At 67.1% G+C, this 20,674-nt stretch carries 16 protein-coding genes; 4 read left to right on the forward strand and 12 right to left on the reverse strand.

All coding sequences use genetic code 11. The annotated features are described in order from the left end of the window. Window positions 1–22 precede the first annotated feature (22 nt). Window positions 23–970, reverse strand: a complete 948-nt coding sequence (locus LJ725_RS08560; RefSeq protein WP_230550234.1) for a TIR domain-containing protein — start codon at window positions 968–970, stop codon at window positions 23–25. Between the two features lie 238 nt (window positions 971–1,208). Then, the gene (locus LJ725_RS08565; RefSeq protein WP_230550235.1) at window positions 1,209–2,831 is read right to left on the reverse strand and encodes a YifB family Mg chelatase-like AAA ATPase; all 1,623 of its coding nucleotides are present in this window, start codon (window positions 2,829–2,831) and stop codon (window positions 1,209–1,211) included. 147 nt (window positions 2,832–2,978) lie between these two features. Between LJ725_RS08565 and LJ725_RS08570 the strand changes: the two genes are divergently transcribed. The 3 genes from LJ725_RS08570 to LJ725_RS08580 are packed head-to-tail and all read left to right on the forward strand — an operon-like array spanning window position 2,979 to window position 6,539. Beyond that, on the forward strand, window positions 2,979–4,178 hold the full coding sequence (locus LJ725_RS08570; RefSeq protein ID WP_230550236.1) for an acyl-CoA dehydrogenase family protein: 1,200 nt from the start codon (window positions 2,979–2,981) through the stop codon (window positions 4,176–4,178). A gap of 55 nt (window positions 4,179–4,233) precedes the next feature. Then, window positions 4,234–5,517, forward strand: coding sequence for an aspartate aminotransferase family protein (locus LJ725_RS08575; protein WP_230550237.1), 1,284 nt, complete (start codon window positions 4,234–4,236; stop codon window positions 5,515–5,517). Between the two features lie 17 nt (window positions 5,518–5,534). Further along, on the forward strand, window positions 5,535–6,539 hold the full coding sequence (locus LJ725_RS08580) for a phosphotransferase enzyme family protein (protein WP_230550238.1): 1,005 nt from the start codon (window positions 5,535–5,537) through the stop codon (window positions 6,537–6,539). 106 nt (window positions 6,540–6,645) lie between these two features. On the opposite strand, the gene LJ725_RS08585 is transcribed toward LJ725_RS08580, so the two are convergent. From LJ725_RS08585 to LJ725_RS08615, 7 genes are all read right to left on the reverse strand, one after another. Further along, window positions 6,646–7,638, reverse strand: coding sequence for an ABC transporter ATP-binding protein (locus LJ725_RS08585; RefSeq protein ID WP_230550239.1), 993 nt, complete (start codon window positions 7,636–7,638; stop codon window positions 6,646–6,648). After that, on the reverse strand, window positions 7,619–8,602 hold the full coding sequence (locus LJ725_RS08590) for an ABC transporter ATP-binding protein (protein WP_230550240.1): 984 nt from the start codon (window positions 8,600–8,602) through the stop codon (window positions 7,619–7,621). The genes LJ725_RS08585 and LJ725_RS08590 overlap by 20 nt, the downstream gene beginning before the upstream one ends. A gap of 88 nt (window positions 8,603–8,690) precedes the next feature. After that, window positions 8,691–10,388: an ABC transporter substrate-binding protein gene (locus LJ725_RS08595; RefSeq protein ID WP_230550241.1), complete on the reverse strand. Its 1,698-nt coding sequence runs from the start codon at window positions 10,386–10,388 to the stop codon at window positions 8,691–8,693. Window positions 10,389–10,428: 40 nt separating this feature from the next. Then, window positions 10,429–11,328, reverse strand: a complete 900-nt coding sequence (locus tag LJ725_RS08600) for an ABC transporter permease (RefSeq protein ID WP_230550242.1) — start codon at window positions 11,326–11,328, stop codon at window positions 10,429–10,431. Beyond that, a complete protein-coding gene (locus tag LJ725_RS08605; RefSeq protein WP_230550243.1) occupies window positions 11,328–12,284 on the reverse strand; it encodes an ABC transporter permease in 957 nt (318 codons plus the stop codon). The genes LJ725_RS08600 and LJ725_RS08605 overlap by 1 nt, the downstream gene beginning before the upstream one ends. Next, window positions 12,284–14,098: an AMP-binding protein gene (locus tag LJ725_RS08610; RefSeq protein ID WP_230550244.1), complete on the reverse strand. Its 1,815-nt coding sequence runs from the start codon at window positions 14,096–14,098 to the stop codon at window positions 12,284–12,286. Before LJ725_RS08610 ends, LJ725_RS08605 begins: the two co-directional genes overlap by 1 nt. A gap of 131 nt (window positions 14,099–14,229) precedes the next feature. After that, window positions 14,230–15,399: a hypothetical protein gene (locus tag LJ725_RS08615; RefSeq protein WP_230550245.1), complete on the reverse strand. Its 1,170-nt coding sequence runs from the start codon at window positions 15,397–15,399 to the stop codon at window positions 14,230–14,232. 60 nt (window positions 15,400–15,459) lie between these two features. On the opposite strand from LJ725_RS08615, the gene LJ725_RS08620 reads away from it, so the two are divergent. Then, on the forward strand, window positions 15,460–16,671 hold the full coding sequence (locus tag LJ725_RS08620) for a CaiB/BaiF CoA transferase family protein (RefSeq protein WP_230550246.1): 1,212 nt from the start codon (window positions 15,460–15,462) through the stop codon (window positions 16,669–16,671). A gap of 7 nt (window positions 16,672–16,678) precedes the next feature. Here the strand turns inward: LJ725_RS08620 and LJ725_RS08625 are convergent, their stop codons facing one another. From LJ725_RS08625 to LJ725_RS08635, 3 genes are read right to left on the reverse strand one after another with little or no spacing between them, the layout of a single operon-like run. Continuing rightward, entirely contained in the window at window positions 16,679–17,392 is a 714-nt protein-coding gene (locus LJ725_RS08625) for an MgtC/SapB family protein (protein WP_230550247.1), read from the reverse strand. A 20-nt stretch (window positions 17,393–17,412) separates the two neighbouring features. Next, the gene (locus LJ725_RS08630; RefSeq protein ID WP_230550248.1) at window positions 17,413–18,729 is read right to left on the reverse strand and encodes an ABC transporter ATP-binding protein; all 1,317 of its coding nucleotides are present in this window, start codon (window positions 18,727–18,729) and stop codon (window positions 17,413–17,415) included. 10 nt (window positions 18,730–18,739) lie between these two features. Then, entirely contained in the window at window positions 18,740–20,491 is a 1,752-nt protein-coding gene (locus LJ725_RS08635) for an ABC transporter permease (RefSeq protein WP_230550249.1), read from the reverse strand. Window positions 20,492–20,674 lie beyond the last annotated feature (183 nt).

The following is a 20,674-nucleotide window of genomic DNA, read 5'->3' on the forward strand; positions in this document are numbered from 1 at the left end:
TGCTTTCTATCCGATAGCGACCTTACTTATTGGGCTTCACGGCGTTTATGAGATCAACGACCTTATCCATGAACTTGGGGTCTATTTGATTGGCATCAATACCGGAGAATGCCGACTGGCGATCAATATTCCAGTTCTGAAAGGCCTCTTTTATTTCGTCCCATTTCGCCTCCGTGCCATAGAGTTGGAGGTAGAACCTGCCGAACGCGATCGCGTGAATTCGGTCAGAAGTCTTCAGAGCCTCACTTGTATAAGATTTGCCCAGAGCAAACGCATACCGAGCACACGCAGCTAGTAGACCAACGCCAACGATGCCCTTTATTGCGACTAGCGCAACAAGCGCCCAGCCATCATCACCAGCTTTACTGGTGAACTGGCCGAAAGCTGCATACGTAATGGCAGCACCGCCCAACAGCGAAAGGAAGCCTCCAACATACCAGAGAACGCCCTGCGCGCGGCTATTGAAGCTTTCTCGTCGTAGGGACTTCATCGTCTCATCGATGAATGTTGCCGATGTCACCTCGATCTTTTTGGTCTCATCTGCGGACTTCTGACGCTGCTCTCGTCGTCTTTCTAAAGCAAGATTCAGTGAGCGCGTTATTGGCCTAGCTATCTCAATAAGATCGTCGCCCGGCTTCCATCTTACGGCGGCAAGGTGTGCAATCTCCGCTGGCGAAACGGTGTCCGCAAGCAAGACGGGGATGATCAAGGGCTTGCCACTTGTCGATGCCGACCGCAACGCATCACCAAGGTCGTCTTCCTGAGATGGTGATATCTCTCGCAGAACTACTGGGACAAATGCATCTGCCTCCTGAATCTTGCGAGTCCGATACTTTGCCGTATCCTCACCAGGAGGGATATCATCGGCTAATTCGACGTCATGGCCTTCCCTCCCAAGAGTCCTTATCAGCGAAGCAGCTAGATCTGTCTCAGCCAGATCCTTCGGAAAAGCTAAAAATAGCTGGGCCATTTAGGGTTGTAACTTCCTTGGTAATGCATCCGATAGTGAAGTCTAATGGAGTTAGACACAACGTCTAATGAGCACCCAAGAATTTAAGTCCTCACTAGACGTCTAAAGCCGATATGCACCACAGTTTCCTTGACGCGCGGCGCTGCATAAGGCCCCCCCCTGCGCGATGTCTTGGCCTAGCTGTCCAGATACACCATTCAACGCAGTGCGCGGCTCTTACGGGCTATCGCGAGCACGCTTAAGCGGCCAGCATCGAGCGCGACTGCGGGCGGCGATAGCTCAGGGCCTCGGCGATGTGCAGGCGGCGCACGGCGTCGGAGCCGTCGAGATCGGCGAGCGTCCGCGCGACCCTGAGGGTGCGGTGCCAGGCGCGGGCGGAGAGGCCGAGGCGTTCGGCGGCACGGGCGAGCAGTGCCCGTCCCTCGGCGTCGGGTTCGGCGATGGCGGCCAGGAGGGCGCCGTCGGTGTCGGCGTTGCAGCGTGGCTTGGCCCAGTTGCGGGCCCGGTCCGCGAGAAGGCCGGCGGCAGGGTCGGCTTCGACGGCGACCAGCTTTCCCTTCGCATCGAGCTCGGCCAGCCGTTCGCGCTGCACGGTGCGGGCGGCCGCGACGCGGGCCGCGACATCGGCAGAACTTTCCGCCGGCGGCGGCAGCGCGAGATCGGCGGCGGCGACGGCCGGCACGTCGATGGTGAGGTCGATGCGGTCGAGCAATGGGCCCGAGAGCTTGGCCTGGTAGTCCGCGCCGCAGCGCGGGCCGCGGGCGCAGGAGCGGGTCGGGTCCATCAGGTGGCCGCAGCGGCAGGGATTCATGGCGGCGACCAGCTGGAAGCGCGCCGGGTAGGTGACGTGCGCGTTGGCGCGCGCCACCGTCACGCGGCCGCTCTCCAGCGGCTGGCGCAGCGCTTCGAGCGTGGCGCGGTTGAACTCCGGCAGTTCGTCGAGGAACAGCACGCCGTGATGGGCCAGCGAGACCTCGCCCGGCTTGACGCGCGTGCCGCCGCCGATCAGCGCCGGAAGCGTCGCCGAATGATGCGGGTCGCGGAAGGTGCGGCGGCGGCTGAGACGCCCCTCGCCCAGGTCACCGGCCAGCGAGCGCACCATCGAGGCTTCCAGCGCCTCCTCCGGTTCGAGCGGCGGCAGCAGACCCGGCAGGCGTGCCGCCAGCATCGACTTGCCCGAGCCCGGCGGCCCGATCATCAGCAGATTGTGGCCGCCGGCCGCGGCGATCTCGAGCACGCGCTTGGCGCTCTCCTGGCCCTTGATCTCGGCGAGGTCGGGATAGTGGGTGCGGTCGTCGGCCATCAGCGCCTCGGGCGCCGGCAGGGTCTGCTGGCCGCGCAGGTGGTTGATCAGCGCCAGCAGCGAAGGCGCGGCGATGATCGGCGGCCGGTCGGTGTCATGAGCCGGATCGAAGCCACCCCACGCGGCCTCGCCGCCACAGACCGCCGGACAGATCACGCCGCGCCCCGCCGCCTGGGCGGCGATTGCCGCCGGCAGGACGCCCGGCACGCGACACAGCGCACCGTCGAGGGCCAGTTCACCGAGGGCCACGAACCCCTCCACGCTTTCGCGCGGCAGCACGCCCATCGCGGCCAGGAGGCCGAGGGCGATGGGAAGGTCGTAGTGGCTGCCCTCCTTGGCGAGATCGGCCGGCGAGAGGTTCACGGTGATGCGCTGCGGCGGCAGGGCCAGCCCCAGTGCCCGGAAGCAGGCCCGCACCCGCTCGCGGCTCTCGCCCACCGCCTTGTCGGGCAGGCCGACCACGGTGAAGGCGATGGTGCCCGGTGCCACCAGCACCTGCACGTCGACGGGCAACACATCGATGCCCTGGAACGCCACCGTCCGAACCTTCGCCTGCATGTCCTGCTCCCGTTGCGTATGGGAACAATTAAGGAACGAGCATGTCAAGAGTAAAGCACGTTATGGTTGCATATTGCTCTGCGACCGGCTTGTCCCCGTCCGGTCGCGACCCGTGCTAGGTTCCGGCCGCAAACGCGGGAGAGTTTCGTGACGACCAGGCAGAAGATCGACGACCTCAACTTCACGCCGCCGGCGGCGATCACCGACCTGGCCGCCAAGGTGAAGGACTTCGTCAAAGAAAAGATCATCCCCTACGAGACCGATCCGCGCTGGACGGCGCACGGGCCAACCGACGAATTGCGGATCGAGATGAACGAACTCGCCAAGGCCGCCGGCGTGTTCGCGCCGCAGGTGCCGAAGGAATATGGCGGCCAGGCGCTGAGCCAGGTCGGCCGCGCCCATGTCTTCGAGGCGGCGGGCTATTCGATCCTGGGGCCGACGGCGATCCATTGCGCCTCGCCCGACGAGGGCAACATCCACCTGCTCGACGTCGTGGCCCGGCCCGACCAGCGCGAGCACTTCCTGAAGCGCATGGCGACCGGCCAGATCCGCTCGATCTTCTGCATGACCGAGCCGGGCGGCGCCGGCTCCGATCCCAGCCTGATGACGACGACGGCGCGCCTCGAAGGCAACGAGTGGGTGATCAACGGCCGCAAGTGGCTGATCACCGGCGCCGAGGGTGCGGGCTGCGCCATCATCATGGCGAAGAACGAGGGCGGCCCGATGGACGGCCACGCCACCATGTTCCTGGCCGACCTGCCCGACCCCGCGATCCGCCTCGAGCGCACGCTCGACACGATGGATTCGAGCTTCACCGGCGGCCACGGCGTGGTCGAGATCAAGAACCTGCGCCTGCCGGCCGACGCGGTGCTGGGCGAGATCGGCAAGGGCTTCCGCTACGCCCAGGTCCGCCTCGCCCCCGCCCGCCTCAGCCACTGCATGCGCTGGCTGGGCGCGGCCATGCGCGCGCAGGACATCGCCACGGACTATGCCCGCACCCGCGTCGCCTTCGGCAAGACGCTGGGCGAGCATCAGGGCGTGTCGTTCATGCTGGCCGACAATCTGATGGACATGAACCAGGCGCGGCTGTCGATCTGGCACACCGCCTGGCTGCTGGACCAGGGCGAGCGCGCGTCGAACGAAAGTTCGATGTCCAAGGTCATCTGCTCGGAGGCCTATTTCCGCGTCGCCGACCGCTGCGTCCAGATCCTGGGTGGCCTCGGCATCACGCGCGACACGGTGGTCGAGCGCTTCTTCCGCGATTCGCGCGCCTTCCGTGTCTACGACGGACCGTCGGAGGTCCATCGCTGGGCGCTGGGCGCGCGCATCGTTTCGGGGAAGATGTAGGAACGGCGCACGGCGGGCGCTATCGTCGCGGTCGACGCCACCGAAAGGCCGACCGATGGACTCGACGACACTCGCCGCCCGCCGCGACCGCGCTCTCGGAGCCGGCGCACCCCTCTTCTACAACACGCCTCTGCACATCGTGCGGGGCCAGGGGGTCGAGCTGTTCGATCCCGAGGGCCGGCGCTACGTCGACATGTACAACAACGTGCCCTGCGTCGGTCACGCCAATCCCCATGTGGCCGAGGCGATGGCCCGCCAGCAGTCGACGCTGAACGTCCATAGCCGCTACCTGCACGAAGGCATCGTTTCCTTCGCCGAGCGGCTGGCGGCGCTGCACGGCCGGGAGATCGAGAGCGTGATCTTCTCCTGCTCCGGCACCGAGGCCAACGAGGTGGCGCTGCGTATGGCGCGCATGGCGACCGGCAAGGCCGGCATCGTCTGCACCAACGCGACCTATCACGGCAACAGCGAGGCGGTCGGAAAGATGACGCGCATCGGCAACGGGCAGAACAGCGCCGGCGACGTGCGCGCGATCCCCTTCCCCGAGATGCTGCGCCCGCTGATCTCCGGCGCGACCGAGGACGAATTGTGCGAGGCCTATCTCGACCGGCTGCGGCAGGTCATACGCAGCTTCGAGGAGGACGGCACGGGCTTCGCCGGGCTGATCGTCTGTTCGATCTTCGCCAACGAGGGACTGCCCGACGTGCCGCGCGGATTCATGGCGCGGGCCGCCGAGATCGTGCGCGAAGCGGGCGGACTGGTGATCGCCGACGAGGTCCAGGCCGGCTATTGCCGCAGCGGTGTCTGGTGGGGCTACGACGTTCTGGGCTTCAGGCCCGACATCGTCGTCACCGGCAAGCCGATGGGCAACGGCCTGCCGCTCGCCGCCACCGCCGCGAGCCGCAGGCTGGTCGAGACGTTCCGGAGCGCGACGCGCTACTTCAACACCTTCGCCTCGAGCCCGCTGCAGGCGGCGGTCGGCATGGCGGTGATCGACGTCATCGAGCGCGATGGGCTGGCCGCGAACGTCGCCACCGTGGGCGCGTTCCTGAAGGCCGCGCTCGCCGAACGCCAGGGCCGTTTCGCGTCGATCCTCGACGTGCGCGGCCATGGGCTGTTCATCGGGGTCGAGATCGCGAAGGGCGATGCGGCGCGCGAGCCCGACGCCGACAAGGCCGTCGACATCATCAACCGCCTCAAGGACCGCGGCTTCCTGACCAGCAATGCCGGCGCCTACCGGAACGTCGTGAAGATCCGGCCGCCGCTGGTCTTCCAGAAGAGCCACGCGGAGGAATTCCTCGTCGCCTTCGATTCGACGATGGCGGAAGTCGACGGTTAGGCCCGTTGACCGGCTCGATGGACAAGGCGACCGTCGATCGCGTCTTCGCGCCCGCGGCGCGCGCCGCGCTCGAAGCGTTTCCGATCGACGCCTGCGATCTCACGCTGGTGTCGCTCTCCGAGAACGTCACGTTCAAGGTGACCGACGGCCGCGACGGAAGGCCTTACGTCCTTCGCCTCCACCGGCCGGGCTATCACACGCTCGACGAACTGGTCTCCGAGCGCGCCTGGATCCGGGCGCTGGCCGAGGCCGGAATCGATGTCCCCGACGCCGTGATGACGCGCGACGGACAGGATTATGTCCCGGTGATCATCGCCGCCACCGGCGAGAAGCGCTTCGCCGGGATGGCGAGCTGGACCGAGGGCCGCCTGCTGTCAGACGTGCTGGCCGGGATGACTGACCAGAGCCTCATCGAGGCGTCCTTCAAGCAACTCGGCGCCATCACCGCCGCGATGCATGTCCAGGCGAGTGCCTGGACGCCGCCACCGGGCTTCAAGCGCCACGCGCTCGACAGCGACGGCCTGATGGGCATGGCCCCGCATTGGGGCGAGTTCTGGGAACATCGCTCGCTCACGGCCGGCGAACGCAGCCTGCTGCTCGACGTCCGGCAGCGCCTGCACGCCCTGCTGTCGCGATTGAGCCGGGACCCGTCCGCCTACAGCGTGATCCATGCCGACCTGCATCCCGGCAACATCGTCGTCGACGGCGAGCGGCTGACCGTCATCGATTTCGACGATGCGGGATTCGGTTGGCATCAGTACGACATCGCCACCGCGCTCACGCACTGGCAGACCAAGCCGAATGCCGCCGAGATCGAGCGCGCCTTCCTCGCCGGCTATCGCGCCAAGCGCCCCGTCCCCGATGAAGCCCTGAGCCTGATCGCCGAGTTCCGCCTGATCCGCTGGATGGCGACGATCGGCTGGTTCCATCAGCGCCCCGAAGTCAACCGCCCCTCCGCGATATTCGAGGAACGCAAGGCCTGGGTCCTCGACCAGTGCGCAGCGCTGCAGCTTTCACGGTGAGTTCTCACTAACGCTTGTGACGGTCGTCGGGATCTCCCCAAGGATCGATCAGGCTTACGCCTGCTGCAGCGAAATCGCGGAATAGGCGGATTCGACGTGATCCTCATTAGCCGTGCAGATGGCACGCCACCGCACGGCCGTCGTCCATCTCCTTCAGCGGCGGGTCGACCGCCTTGCAGACGTCCATTGCCCGGGGACACCGCGTGTGGAAGCGACAGCCGGGCGGCGGGCGCATGGCGCTGGGGATTTCGCCGGCGATGATGTCGGCGCCGCGCGCGGCCTCCAGCTCGGGATCGGCGATCGGCACGGCGGCCAGCAGCGCCTGCGTGTAGGGATGCAGCGGGTCCTTGTAGAGCTGCTCGCGCGTGGCGATCTCGGCGATGCGACCGAGATACATGACGGCGATGCGGTCGCTGATGTGGCGCACCACGCTGAGATCGTGGGCGATGAAGATATAGGTGAGCCCCAGCCGCTCCTGCAGCTCCATGAACAGGTTCACGACCTGCGCCTGGATCGACACGTCGAGCGCCGACACCGGCTCGTCGCAGATCAGCAGCGTGGGTTCCAGCGCGAGCGCGCGGGCAATGCCAATGCGCTGGCGCTGTCCGCCGGAGAATTCGTGCGGATAGCGCTCGGCCATGTCGGGCAGCAGGCCGACCATGCGCAACAGGTCGGCGACGCGGGCGCGGTACTTGTCCTGGTCGGAGGCCAGCCCGTGCACCACCAGCGGCTCGCCCACGATGTCGGCCACCTTCATGCGCGGGTTCAGCGAACCGTAGGGGTCCTGGTAGACCATCTGCATGCGCCGCCGGATCGGGCGCATGCGCTTGCGGTCGTGGCGCGTGATGTCCTCGCCCTCGAACTCGATCCGGCCCTCGGTGATGTCGAGCATGCGCAGGATCGCGAGACCGGTCGTCGACTTGCCGCAGCCGGATTCGCCCACCAGCCCCAGCGTCTCGCCGCGCGCCACGCTGAAGCTGACACCATCGACCGCCTTCACCGTGCCGACCTGTTTGCGCAGGATCGCGCCCGCCGTGATCGGGAAGTGGATCTTCAGTCCCTCGACCTTCAGGACGGGATCAGCTGGCGAGGCGGTCATGGAAGAAACACGCTGAGAAATGGTTGGGAGCACTCTCGACCAGCGGCGGTCGCTCGCTGCGGCATCGATCGGCCGCCTCCTTGCAGCGCGGCGCGAAAGCGCAGCCCGGCGGCAGGGTGGCGAGATCGGGCGGCTGCCCTTCGATCGGCACCAGCGGCCGGTCGGTGTCGCCGTCGAGGCGCGGCACCGAGGCCATGAGGCCGCGCGTATAGGGATGGCGAGGCGTCTTGTAGAGCTGCCGCGCCGGCGCGGTCTCGACGATGCGGCCGCCATACATTACCACGACGCGGTCGGCGTAGCGCGCCACGACGCCGAGATCGTGGGTGATCAGGATCATCGCGGAGTTGGCCTCGCGCGTCAGTTCCTTGAGCAGCGCCAGGATCTGCGCCTGCACCGTGACGTCGAGCGCCGTGGTCGGCTCATCGGCGATGATCAGCTGCGGCTGGCAGGCCAGCGCCATGGCGATCATCACGCGCTGGCGCATGCCGCCGGAATACTGGTGCGGATAGGAGGAGAGCCGGCTGCGCCCGTCGGGAATGCGGACCTTGCCCAGGAGCTCGGCGGCCTTGTCGAGCGCCTTCGCCCATACGGTCTTGCGGTGCAGGTTGATCGGCTCGCCGACCTGCATGCCGACCGTGAGCGCCGGATTGAGCGAACTCATCGGCTCCTGGAAGATCATGGCGATGCGGTCGCCGCGGATCGCGCGGATGCCGGCATCGTCGAGCTTCAGCAGGTCGCGGCCCTCGAAGAGGATCTCGCCCTCCTCGATCTTCCCGGGCGGGTCGGGGATCAGGCGCAGGATCGAGAGCGCGGTCACGCTCTTGCCAGAGCCCGATTCGCCCACGATCGCCAGGGTCTCGCCGGCGGCGACATCGAACGACACACCGTCGACCGCCCGTACCGTGCCGCGTTCGGTTCGGAAGCGCGTCGACAGGTTGCGGACGCTGAGAAGCGGAGCGGTCATGGGCTCGGCGCGCGCCGCTCGCGCGGCGCGTCACTTGTTGCATCGAGTATGGCCGCGGCGCTGGAGTGGCGCGCTCCCGGCGAAGGCATCACTTGCCCATCTTCTTCTTCAGTTCCTGGTCGACCCACATGCGGGCGTAGATCGGGCCCGGACGCACGGCGCCGGCGCGCAGCTCGCCATTGTAACCCTTCACCCAGGGCCACCAGGCCGTATAGATGTAGGGCGTCGGCAGCCAGATGTAGGGCGTCTTCTCGAGGATCTCGCGCGTGAGCGCCTTGATCATGACCTGGCGCTTGGCCTCGTCGCGTTCCAGGTACATCTCGGCGACCTTCTTGTCGAACTCCGGATCCGAGTACTGCGATGGATTCCACACTTCCTTGGTGACGAAGCTCTTGCGGATCGTCGTCGTCGGGTTGGTGTGGCCGTTGTTCATGAAGTAGCCGGGCGCGTTGGTCTTGGTCGTCATCGCCGAGAGGAAGGCCGCATATTCCATCGGCTGGATCTCGAGCTTCACGCCCACCGCCTCGAGATAGGCGGCGACCAGCGGCAACAGGTCCATATGGTCGGGATTGCACGAGCAGACCTGGACCTTGAAGCTGAAGCCCTTCGGGTATCCGGCCTCCGCCAGCAGCTTCTTGGCCTTGTCCGGATTGAAGGTGTAGAGCTCGCGCACCGATTCCGGCATCGCCTCCAGCGGCTCGTAGTAGCCGAGATAGTCGGGATGCTGCGGATAGGCGAAGAGTTCGGCGTTGCCGCCGTAATAGGCCTTCACGATCTCCTGCTTGTTGACCGCCATGTTCAGCGCGCGGCGCACGCGGATGTCGTCGAACGGCTTGGTGTCGACCCTCATGGCGAGGAACTGGCCGCTCATGCCGAGCCAGCGGGACCACTTGAGCTGCGGCGTCGACTTCTTGAGGTCGTCCGCCGCGCTCCAGCGGATGTTCTCCAGCAGGTCGAGCTTGGCGGTGCGCAGCGCCGTGAGGTAGGTCGCCTCGTCCTTGATCGTGCGGTAGACGACCTTGTCGAGGAACGGCAGCTTGTACTCGACGCCGTCGATCTTCTCCTTGTCCCAGTAGATCGGGTTCTTGGAGTAGGTGTTGGAGCTGCCCTGGACGAAGTCGCTCAGCATGAACGGGCCGGTGCCGTTCACGTTCTTCCAGTTTGTGGCGCCCGCATCGGCGACCTCCTTGGGGGTGATCGTCGAGTAGTAGCCCCAGCCGAAGCGATAGTCCCATTCGGCGTTGAAGTACTTGAAGGTGAAGACCACCGTGTACTTGTCGGTCGCCTCGACCTTCTCGACATGATCGAAGTAGCCCGCGATCTTCTTGGGGCTGTTGGCCAGGCGGTTGAAGGCGAAGACGACGTCCTCTGCCGTGAGCTCGCGCTCCTTCATGACGCCCGGCTTTTCCGGGAACATCACGCCCTTGCGCAGGTCGATGGTGAGCCGGAGCGGATTGTCGCTCCACACCCACTTCTCCGCCAATTCGCCGCGGATCGCGTCGGAGGGCAGCCAGGCATCGGCATAGAAGGGATACTTGCCGCCGTTGCGCTTGCTCTTGGAGAGGTCGGCGGCGAAGAGCTGCTCGTAGAACTGGCCGGTGTCGTGGTTCAGCTTCCAGTTCCAGTCGGCCGGATCGAACGATAGCGCCGACAGGGTCACGTAGACGGTGCCGACTTCCAGCGTGCCGCCGTATTGCGGCTTCTCGGCCTGTGCCTGCGCGGTTCCCGCGAGCGCCAAACCCATTGCACCGGCAAGGAGCCCCTTGGCCCACCTCTTCATCTTCATCGTTTCCTCCTCGTGTTCTGTTTTCTTGTTCTTCGTTTCGTCAGCGCGAGCCCCGCATGCGCGGATCGAGCAGATCGCGCAGGGCGTCCCCGAACATGTTGGTGGCGTAGACAACGATGGTGAGGCAGAGGCCGGGCGCCAGCGCGAGCCAAGGTCCCTGCAGCATGAAGGTGCGGCCGCTGCCCGACAGCAGACCGCCCCAAGTCGGCGCCGGCGGCGGCACGCCGAGGCCCAGGAAGGACAGACCCGATTCGGCCAGGATCACCGTGCCGACACGGGTGGTGAACAGCACGATCACCGGTGCCATGACATTGGGCAGGATGTGGCGCCACAGGATGCGGAAGGTCGAGGCGCCGGTCGACTGCGCGGCGTGTACGTACATGTTCTCGCGCACCGACACGACGGCACCGCGGATGATGCGGGAGCCCGCGATGCCCAGCAGCAGGCCGAGGGTGACGATGATCTGCGGCATGCCGGGGCCGACGACCGACACGACCACGATCAGGATGATCAGGTCGGGGAAGCTCATCCAGGCATCGACGAAGCGCTGCAGGACGAGGTCGAACTTGCCGCCCAGATAGCCGGAGACGATACCGAGGAAGACCGAGATGATCGTGGCGATGCCGGCGGCACAGAAGCCGATGATGACCGAAAGCTGGGCGCCGTAGAGGCAGCGCGAAAGCATGTCGCGGCCGAGATTGTCGGTGCCGAACGGGAACGCCCAGGACGGCGGCTTCAGCCGGTTGAGCGGCGAGATCTGGTTCATGCCGTAGGGCGCCAGCACGTCGGCGAAGATCCCGCAGAACAGGAACAGCACGAAGACGACGGCGCCGGCGGCGCCCAGCGGCTTCTCGCGAAAGAGGCGGCCGATGAAGTGCAGAACCGGCCCGCGCTTGCGGCGCGGCGGGGCGGCAACGGCTGTTTCCGCAACGGTGGCCATCAGCGATACCTCACCTTGGGATCGAGGAGGCCGTAGCTCAGGTCGACGATCAGATTGATGCACATCACCGCGACGCCCACGATCAGGAACACGCCGGTGATGACGGGATAGTCGCGCTGGCTCACCGCATCGAGCAGCAGCAACCCCATGCCGGGAATGACGAATATCTGCTCCATGATCACCGCCCCGCCGATCAGCAGCGGCGCCTGCAACCCGATCAGGGTCACCACCGGAATGAGTGCGTTGCGCAGGGCGTGACGCGCCACCACGAGTTTCTCACCCAGGCCCTTGGCCCAGGCGGTGCGAATGTAGTCCTGGCGCAGCACTTCAAGCATCATCGTGCGCGTCAACCGCATGGTGATGGCCGATAGGGCGCATCCCAGGATGATCGAGGGAATGATCATCTGGCTGAGGTTGCCCCACGGGTCCCTGGAAAAGGGCACGAACTGGATGGGCGGCGACCAGCCCCACCAGAGCGACGGGAAGACCATGACCATGGTGCCCAGCCAGAAGCTCGGCACGGCCAGCATCAGGATCGAGAAGGAACGCGCCACGTAGTCGCCCGGCGTGTCCTGGCGGATCGCCGAATAGACGCCGATGGGAATGGCCACCGAGAGGCCGACGATCAGCGCCATCAGGCCGAGTTCGAAGGTGACGGGCAGGCGCTGCAGCAGCTGTTCGTTGACCGGCGTGTTCTGCCAGAGCGAGCGGCCGAAATCGCCGTGGAACAGGATGGCGCCCATCCAGCGGCCGTACTGGATCCACATCGGCTGATCGAGGCCCAGCGCCTTCTCCAGCTGCTCGCGGCCCATCTTCGAGGCGCCGATGTCATTCTGGCTCAGCATCAGATCGATCACGTCGCCGGGGATCATGCGCACCGTCACGAAGACGATGAGGCTGGCGAAAAAGAGCGTCGGAATGAGCGCCAATACGCGGCGCACGATATAGGCCTGCATCAACCCTTCCCTTCGGCGGCGACCACCGCCGGATCGGCCGGTTCGGCGTAGAGGCGGGCCAGATCGGCCGCGCGATGTTCGAGGACGCGGCGCGCGTTGATCGATCGCTTGTCGGTCACTTCGCCCGCGTCGGGCGAAGGCGGCGCGTCGAGAGGCAGCAATCGCGTCACACGTGTGCTCGATCCGCCCGGACCCGCGTTGAAACCCGCCAGCAGACGCGCCAGCGCCGGCTGCCATACGGCGGGGCCTCCGGCCTCGCGACACGCCGTGGCGTCCAGCCACACGAGCGCGCCGAGATACGGCCGGTCGGGCGCGGCGATGACGAGGTCGCGCACATAGGGCTGCAGCGCATCGATGAGCTGTGTGCGCAGGGTGGTGGCGCGGACCCAGGTGCCCGACGCCAGCTTGAACTCCTCCGAGAGACGTCCGGCGAACTGGATGCCGGCCTCGGGCCGGTTCTCGTCGACCCAGCGCGCGGCATCGCCGGTCCGAAAGAATCCGTCCTCGTCGAAGGCCTCGCGGTTGGCTGCCTCGTTGCGATGGTAGCCCGGCATCACGTTCGGGCCCTTCACACGTAGCTCGTAGCGGTCGCCCGCCGGCACCAGCTTGGCCAGCATCCCGGGCTGCGGCAGGCCGAGCAGACCCGCGCGCTCGACGTTCCAGTAGACCATCAGCCCGGTGCTGGTGGTCTCGGTCATGCCCCAGCCGCAGCCGAACGGCAGTCGCTCGCCCAGCTGTTCGGTCGCCACGCCCTGCAGCCGGTCGAAACTCTCCTGCGGCAGCAGCGCACCGCCATAGCCCAGGCCGCGCATGTTCTTGAAGAATTTGGCGCGCAGGTCGGCGTCGCGCTCCAGCGCTTCCAGCAGCATCGGATAGGCGGCCGGCACGGTGCCGAAGCCCGAGGGCGAGAGCTCGCGCAGATTCTCCAGCGTCTCCTGGAAGCGGCCCGCAATCGGTCGGCCGCCGTCGATGTAGAGAGAGCCCGCGACCCGGATGATGCTGTTCAGGTTGGCGTTGCCGCCCCAGGTGTGATGCCAGGGCAGCCAGTCGAGCGACACGGCAATGCGGCTGTCGTCGAGCGGTTCGCCGACGGCGCGGATCATCTCGACCCCGGCGGTGAGATTGCCATGGGTGTTGAGCACGCCCTTGGCCATGCCGGTGGAGCCGGAGGTGAAGAGGATCTTGGCCGGCGTGTCGGCTGTGACGTGCTGGCGCCGCTCGGCGACGGCGGCATCGATCGAGCAGGCGGCGAGCGCGCCGAAGGCAAGGCCGCGCCCGCCATCCACCGTGACCACACGGGCGCCGGCCCGCTCGGCACGGTCGAGTGCCGCTCCGTAGACTTCCGAGTCCTGTGCGAAAACCAGTCCCGGCTCGACGATGCCCAGCGCGTGATCGAAGCGCGCGAAGTCGCCGGCCAACGAGTAATTGGGCGAGATCGGCGCCACCAGCACGCCCGCGCGCAATGCGCCGAACAGGAAGAGGGCGTTCTCCAGACTGTTGTCGGAGAGGATCGCAACCGGCATAGCCCCCGGGCCGAAGCCCTGTGCGATCAGCCAGGAGGCGACGGCGCCCGTCTTCACCCAGGCATCGGCGTAGGTAAGCCGCTGCCACGCGCGGTGCGGGCCACGGCGCTCCGCGAGGAACGTGACGTCGGGCCGGCGCATGGCCGCCCGTTCCAGCCAGTCGATGACGAGCGGCAGGTCGGCCGGCAGCGAGCGTCCGGAAGAAAGGATCAGAACGCCGTCAGCGCGAGTCTCGACCGAGACCGATGGCTTCGGCCGGTTGAGCGCGCGCATGGGCGCCACATGGCTCACCCTGTCCATCCTCCCGCAAGAACGCTTCCTCGGTCATCCGTTCGCGCGGACGATCCTGTTGTCGACAAGCTGCCGGGTTTGCAGGCGAACTGTCAAATGAAACGCAACGGACCCGACGACGAGGCGAGAGATCAGCGTGCGTCGAGTAGCTTCTTCAAGGCGATGGCGATGCGCTCGGTGCTGTAAGCCGAGGGGTGTCCGTCATGCGGGATCATCAATCGCGCTGCCGTCTCGCCCTGGGTCGCATCGGCGACGCTCAGCATCGGCGCGCCCAGCTTGCGCAGCTTCACCAGCGTCGCGACCAGCAGCGGCTGCTCGACCTTGGAATCGCCGTAGCGGTTCTGCGTGCTCTCGTCGGGCCAGGAATAGATGATGACCAGCGGGGCGTTGAACTTCGCGCGGGCCTCCGCCTGCAGCTTCGCCATCATCGCCAGGAACAGCTCGATCTGCTCCTCCTGGCGCTGCTTCTGGCCGATCGCTTCGATGAAGGCGAAATGCTCGCCCAGCAGATAGTGCAGACCGGCCAGCGGATCGCGCCACCGATGCTCGTTGAAAGTGCCGGTGAAGCGCAGCTTGCCGTCGTCGAGGACGTAGCGCGGCGAGGAGCCGAGCCACGAGCCGTCACCGGTCACACGCTGCAGATGGGCCGGGATGATCCAGGTCACAACGGCCTTCACCTTCTGGTCCTTGTAGCGGTCGTAGAGACCCGCCTCGAAGGCGCGGACGAGATGATTGGGGCCGTAGCCCGGCACGCCGAGATTGACGGTGCGCGCCGGAGGGCTGCTCAACCGCGTCAACTGCGATGCCACCGTCTGGTCGTCGGCCACGCCCTGCCCGAAGACGAAAGAATCGCCGATGAACAGATAGGTATCTGATGTCGCTGGTGCCGGCGGCGTCACGCGCGCCGCGGCCGAATTGAAATGGTAGGTCTGGCGATAGACCAGCTCGTCGCCCCAGGTCGCCGTGGCGATCACTTCGCTGTCGGGCTTGGGCCGGAAGCCGAGGATCGGATCGGGCGGCGGCCACCATTGCGGGATCGTGCGCGTCACCACGCCCACGTTCACTGCCTTGGGCGACAGGAAGCCGGCGAACAGGTCGAGCGCCACGAGGCTCAGCGCCAGCGCCGTCGCGAGCAGCGCACCGCTGCGCCAGCGGTTGCCGCGGAACAGCACGACGCCGGCGATACCCAGCACGGCGGCGGCGACACATGCCCAGAGCGCGGACCGCAGGGCGATCCCGAGCCCGACGACCACGAGCAGAAAGGCGCCTGAGAGCCAGAAATTGCGAAACCTGCCGGCCATTGACCTGATGCCGTTCTCCCCGGATAGGCTGGGGTGTAGGCGTTCGAAAGGGAAAACTCAATGAGCGGACAGTTGCCGCTGCAGGGCCTCCGGGTCCTCGACCTCGCGAGCTTCATCGCCGGCCCGGTCGCCACCACGGTGATGGGCGACTACGGTGCCGAGGTCATCAAGATCGAGCCGCCCGGCGAGGGCGATCCGCAGCGCAAGCTGGGTCAGGCCCATTCGATCCCGCAGCATCCGGTCAACTTCTGCTGGCACATGACCAACCGCAACAAGCGCTCGCTGGTGCTCGACCTCAAGAAACCCGAGGGCCGTGCCGCGTTCGACCGGCTGGTGAAGACCGCCGACGTGATGGTGGTGAACTTCCCGCTGAAGGTCCGCGCGCGGCTCAGGATGCGATACTCGGACGTGGCGCCGCTCAATCCGCGACTGATCTACGCCTCGATGACCGGCTACGGCGAAGCCGGTCCCGACGCCGAGCAGCCGGGCTTCGATTCGACCGCCTTCTTCGCCCGCTCCGGCCTGCTCGACGGCCTCACCTACGAAGGCGGCCCGCCGGCCTTCTCGCTGCCGGCGCAGGGCGACCAGATGGCGGGCATGAACCTGTTCGCCGCCATCTCGATGGCGCTGCTGCACCGCGAACGCACCGGCGAGGGCAGCGAGGTCGGCACGTCGCTGCATGCCAGCGGCCTGTGGTCCAACGCCATCCTGGCGCAGGGCGCGCTGCTGGGCTCGTTCGTGGCCCCTCGCCCGCCGCGCACCAAGCCGCGCAGCGCGCTCGCCAACCAGTACCGCACCTCCGACGGGCGCTGGATCCAGCTCACCATCGTGCGCGAGGACAAGCTGTGGCCCGAACTCTGCCAGGCGATCGAGCGCACCGACCTGATGGAAGACCCGCGCTTCGAGACCACGGAGAAGCGGCGGGCGCACGCAACCGACCTTGCCGCGATCCTCGACCCGGTATTTGCCGGGCGGCCCTGGCCCGAGTGGAAGGAACGCCTGCGGCAGCACGAGATCACCTTCGGCCTGCTTGGCATCCTGCGCGACGTTCCCGACGACGAGCAGGCCGTCGCCAACGGCGCGGTGGTGAACACGCGCCAGGAGGACATGCCGCGCACGATCTCGGCGCCGATCCGCATGTCCTTCGCGCCCGAGCCGGTGACGCCCGGCCCAGGACCGGGACACGGTGCGCACACCGAAGAGATCCTGGGCGAGCTCGGCTACAGTGCCGCCGAAATCGCCACGCTGCGCGAGACCGGCGCCATCGGCTGAAGCCGGTTCACGATTCGGGAATCGCGCGGTCGATCTGCCAGGTCGCGGCGGACACGTTGGGCTCGAGACTGAGGCGGCCCACGATCTGTTCGAGCGCGGTATCGTTGCGCTTCGCGGCGACGGCCTGGGCGGTGACCGTTACCTTCGACGTGTCGGGAATGTCCTCGCTGTCGAGGCGACGCAGACCGAGGCCCGCCTGCGAGAGTGCGTGCAGCAGGAGCGAGCGCATATGCGCTTCCTCCGCGCCCTTGCAGACGACCTCCACCGTGTAGTGACCCTCGACATCCGTCGAAGTGAGCAGCCGGGTGTTCATGCGCCGCACCAGCGGCCGCAGCAGCAGGTTGGTCGCCACCACCATCGCCGCCGCCAGCAGCGCGGGAGCGGCATGGCCCGACCCGGCCATCGTGCCGACCATCGCCGAACACCACAGCGTCGCGGCGGTGTTGAGCCCGTGCACGTTGACCCCTTCGCGCAGGATGACACCCGCGCCGAGGAAGCCGATGCCGGTCACGACCTGCGCGGCGACCCGCGTCGGATCGCCGGCGCCCACTAAGCCGGAGAAGGCCACGAAGCCCGAGGCGCCCAGCGCCACCAGCGCATTGGTGCGCAGGCCGGCCATCTTCTGGTTCAATTGGCGTTCGAAGCCGATCGCCGAGCCCAGCAGAAGGGCGATGCCCAGTCGCAACGCGGTATCGCCGAGTTCCAACAGATCGAAGTGCATGATTCCCACTCCCTCGGCGCTCAGCCGGGATTGTCGAGGCTGAAGACGTCGCTCACTTCGTCATAGGCGAAGATCTCGCCGAAGCGGCCCCACGAGGTGACGGTGCGCAGAGTCTGGTCGGCGAAGGACTCCGACATGTGATCCTCCAGCTCGGCGCGGAAGCGGCTGCCCGGCGCGCGATGCGTGCTGCGCTCGTCGAGGATGCGCCGGATGTGCGCGGCGAGTGGCACGTAGGTCAGCACATGCTGTGCAAACAGCTTCTTGCGGCCGTCGGGATCGAGGCCGACGAATCGCCGCCCCGCCTCCGTCAGCCTGATGTCGCCCTCCGCCAGTTCGGCGAGGCGCAGAAGCTGCAGCACCTCGGCGACCGGGAAGAGATCGTCGACCTCCATGTGAAGGTCGCCGGCCAGGTCGGGCAGGTCGGCATGGCCGGGACGGGGCTCGGCCGCCACCGCTTCCAGCAGGCCCGCGATCAGGTTGGGCGAGGTGCGCGGCAGCAGCATGGCGATGCCGGTGCCGAAGAAATGCCCCTGCCCCGTCTTGCCGTCCGGGCGGGCGGTCATGCTGGCATACAGATCCTCGACGATCTGCCGGAATGCCGGGTCGAGGCGGTTGCGCGGATGCGGCAGGTCGATCCTGATCTCGGCCGCGACGCGGCCGGGGTTGGAGGCGAAGACCAGCACGCGGTCAGACAGCAGCACGGCTTCCTCGATGTTGTGCGTGACGACGGCGATGGCGGAGATCGGCAGGCGGCCTTCCATCCAGAGGTCGAGCAGATCCGTGCGCAACGTCTCCGCGGTCAGCACGTCGAGTGCGGAGAAGGCCTCGTCCATCAGCAGCACCGTGGGCTGGACCACCAGCGCACGGGCGATGCCTACGCGCTGGCGCATGCCGCCCGACAGTTCCTTTGGATAGGCGCTTTCATATCCGTCGAGGCCGATCAGATCGATGGCGGCCAGCGCCCGGCGATGACGCTCGGCCGGCGCGATCCCCTGCGCTTCCAGCCCGACCTCGACGTTCTCGAGGACGGTGAGCCAGGGAAAGAGGGCAAAGGACTGGAACACCATGGCGACGTCGGGCGACGGACCCGCGACGCGCCGGCCGTCGATCCGCACCTCGCCGCCGCTGGCCGGCATCAGGCCTGCCAGGATGCGCAGCAGCGTGGTCTTTCCGCAGCCCGAGCGGCCGAGGAAGGACACGATCTCGTTGCGGCCGAGCGTGAAGGTGACGTCGCCGAGCACCAGCACGTCCTCGCCGCTGCCCTTCGGATAGACCTTGCGCAGCCGGTCGACCTCGACCAGCGTCCGGCCTTGCACGGGGTTGGTGAGCGTATCCATCGGGCTTCTCCTACTCGACCCTGAAGCGGTTTTCGGCGAGCCGGTAGAGCGGCCGCCACAGCAGGCGATTGCAGGCGATCACCATCCCCGACATGACGACGATTCCCAGCACGACGCGCGGGAAGTCGCCGGCCGCCGTGGCATCGGCGATGTAGGCGCCGAGGCCTTCGGCGCGCAGATGCGTATCCCCCCAGCTCGCCACCTCGGCCACGATGCTGGCATTCCACGATCCACCCGCCGCCGTGAGCGCGCCGGTGACGTAGTAGGGCAGGATCGCGGGCACGATCAGCTGGCGCCACTTCTGCCAGGCGCCCAGGCGGTACAGCGCCGCCACGTCGCGCAGGTCCGTCTGGATCGCGCTCGCGCCGGCGATGACGTTGAACAGGATGTACCATTGCGTGCCGAGGATCATGAGCGGGCTCAGCCAGACGTTCGGGTCGAGCCGCAGGCTGACGATCGCCACGACGGCGACCGGGAACACGACGTTCGCGGGGAACGCCGCCAGGAACTGCGCGACTGGCTGAAGGGCGGTGGCGAGACGCGGCCGCAGCCCGATCCAGACTCCGACCGGCACCCAGACGAAGCTGGCCAGTGCGATCAGCACCAGCACGCGCACCAGGGTCAGCAACCCGTCGCCCAGCGCGGCCCGAAGATCGTCCAGACTGAGCGTTGCGCGCGTGAACGTCACGATGTGCCAGGCTGCATAGCCGACCAGCCCGGCGAGGATCGCGGCGAAGACCATCTCGCCCCGGCGCGAGGCCGGGGTCGCGCGCGGCGGGCCGGGCGGCCGGGTGATCGGCGTCGGCAGCCGCGCGATCTGGTTCACCAGCCAGCCCACGCCGCGGGTGATGCGTGGCAGCATGCGGGCGCGCCGCCAGAAATCGTAGAGCCAGGAACGCGGCCGTGAATCGGCGGCAGTCTGCTCGAAGCGGAACTTGTCGGCCCAGGCGACGATCGGCCGGAAGATGAGCTGGTCGTAGGCCAGGATCACCGCTGCCATGGTGGCCACCGCCAGCAGGACGGCATGGATGTCGCGCTCCTGGATCGCCAGCGCCAGCCACGAACCGATGCCCGGGAGCGTCACCGTGGTGTCGCCGACCGTGATGGCTTCGGAGGCGACGACGAAGAACCAGCCGCCCGACATCGACATCATGGTGTTCCAGATGAGGCCCGGCGCCGCGAAGGGCACGTCCAGCCGCCAGAAGCGCAGCCAGGGCGAGAAGCGGAAGTGCCGTGCCACCTCGTCGAGGTCGCGCGGCACGGTTCGCAGCGACTGGTAGAAGCTGAACGCCATGTTCCAGGCCTGGCTGGTGAAGATGGCGAAGATCGCCGCGCACTCCGCCCCCAGCACGCTGCCGGGGAAGAGTTGCAGGAAGAACGCGACGGTGAAGGTGAGGAAGCCAAGCACCGGCACTGACTGCAGGATGTCGAGCGCCGGCACGATGACCAGCTCGGCCTTGCGGCTGCGCGCGGCCAGCGTCGCGACCACCAAGGTGAAGACCAGCGACGCCACGATCGCGGCGAACATGCGCAACGTGGTGCGCAGCGCATATTCCGGCAGGTTCGCGGGATCGAGCGTGACCGGCGTTCCGAGCTGTGCGACCGGCGCGGTCATCTCGCGCACGCCGTGGCCGAGAAGCACGAAGACGCCGACGATCAGCAGGAAGATCGCCGCGTCGAAGAGGTTGGGCGCGAAGCGCCCGCCGCCCAGGCCGAGCGGCGGTGCGGCCGGACGGGCCGCGTGGTTACGGGATGTACGCATGTTTGCTTCCTGGTGGTCCGTCGAGCGGTACCCGACCGGGAAGCGCGGCCACGACCGCCTGGAGTTGGCGGGCTAGCGGCCGATGAGTCCCGGGGGCATGGCGCCGGACGCGGGCACGGTCGCGAGGCGAGCGTGAGGCGCGGTCGGCGCGAGGCATGGTCGAGGGGTCATCGGCTCCTGTTC

Origin of the sequence: Reyranella aquatilis (assembly GCF_020880995.1) — a bacterium.
In the GTDB taxonomy this organism is placed as follows: Bacteria; Pseudomonadota; Alphaproteobacteria; order Reyranellales; family Reyranellaceae; genus Reyranella; species Reyranella aquatilis.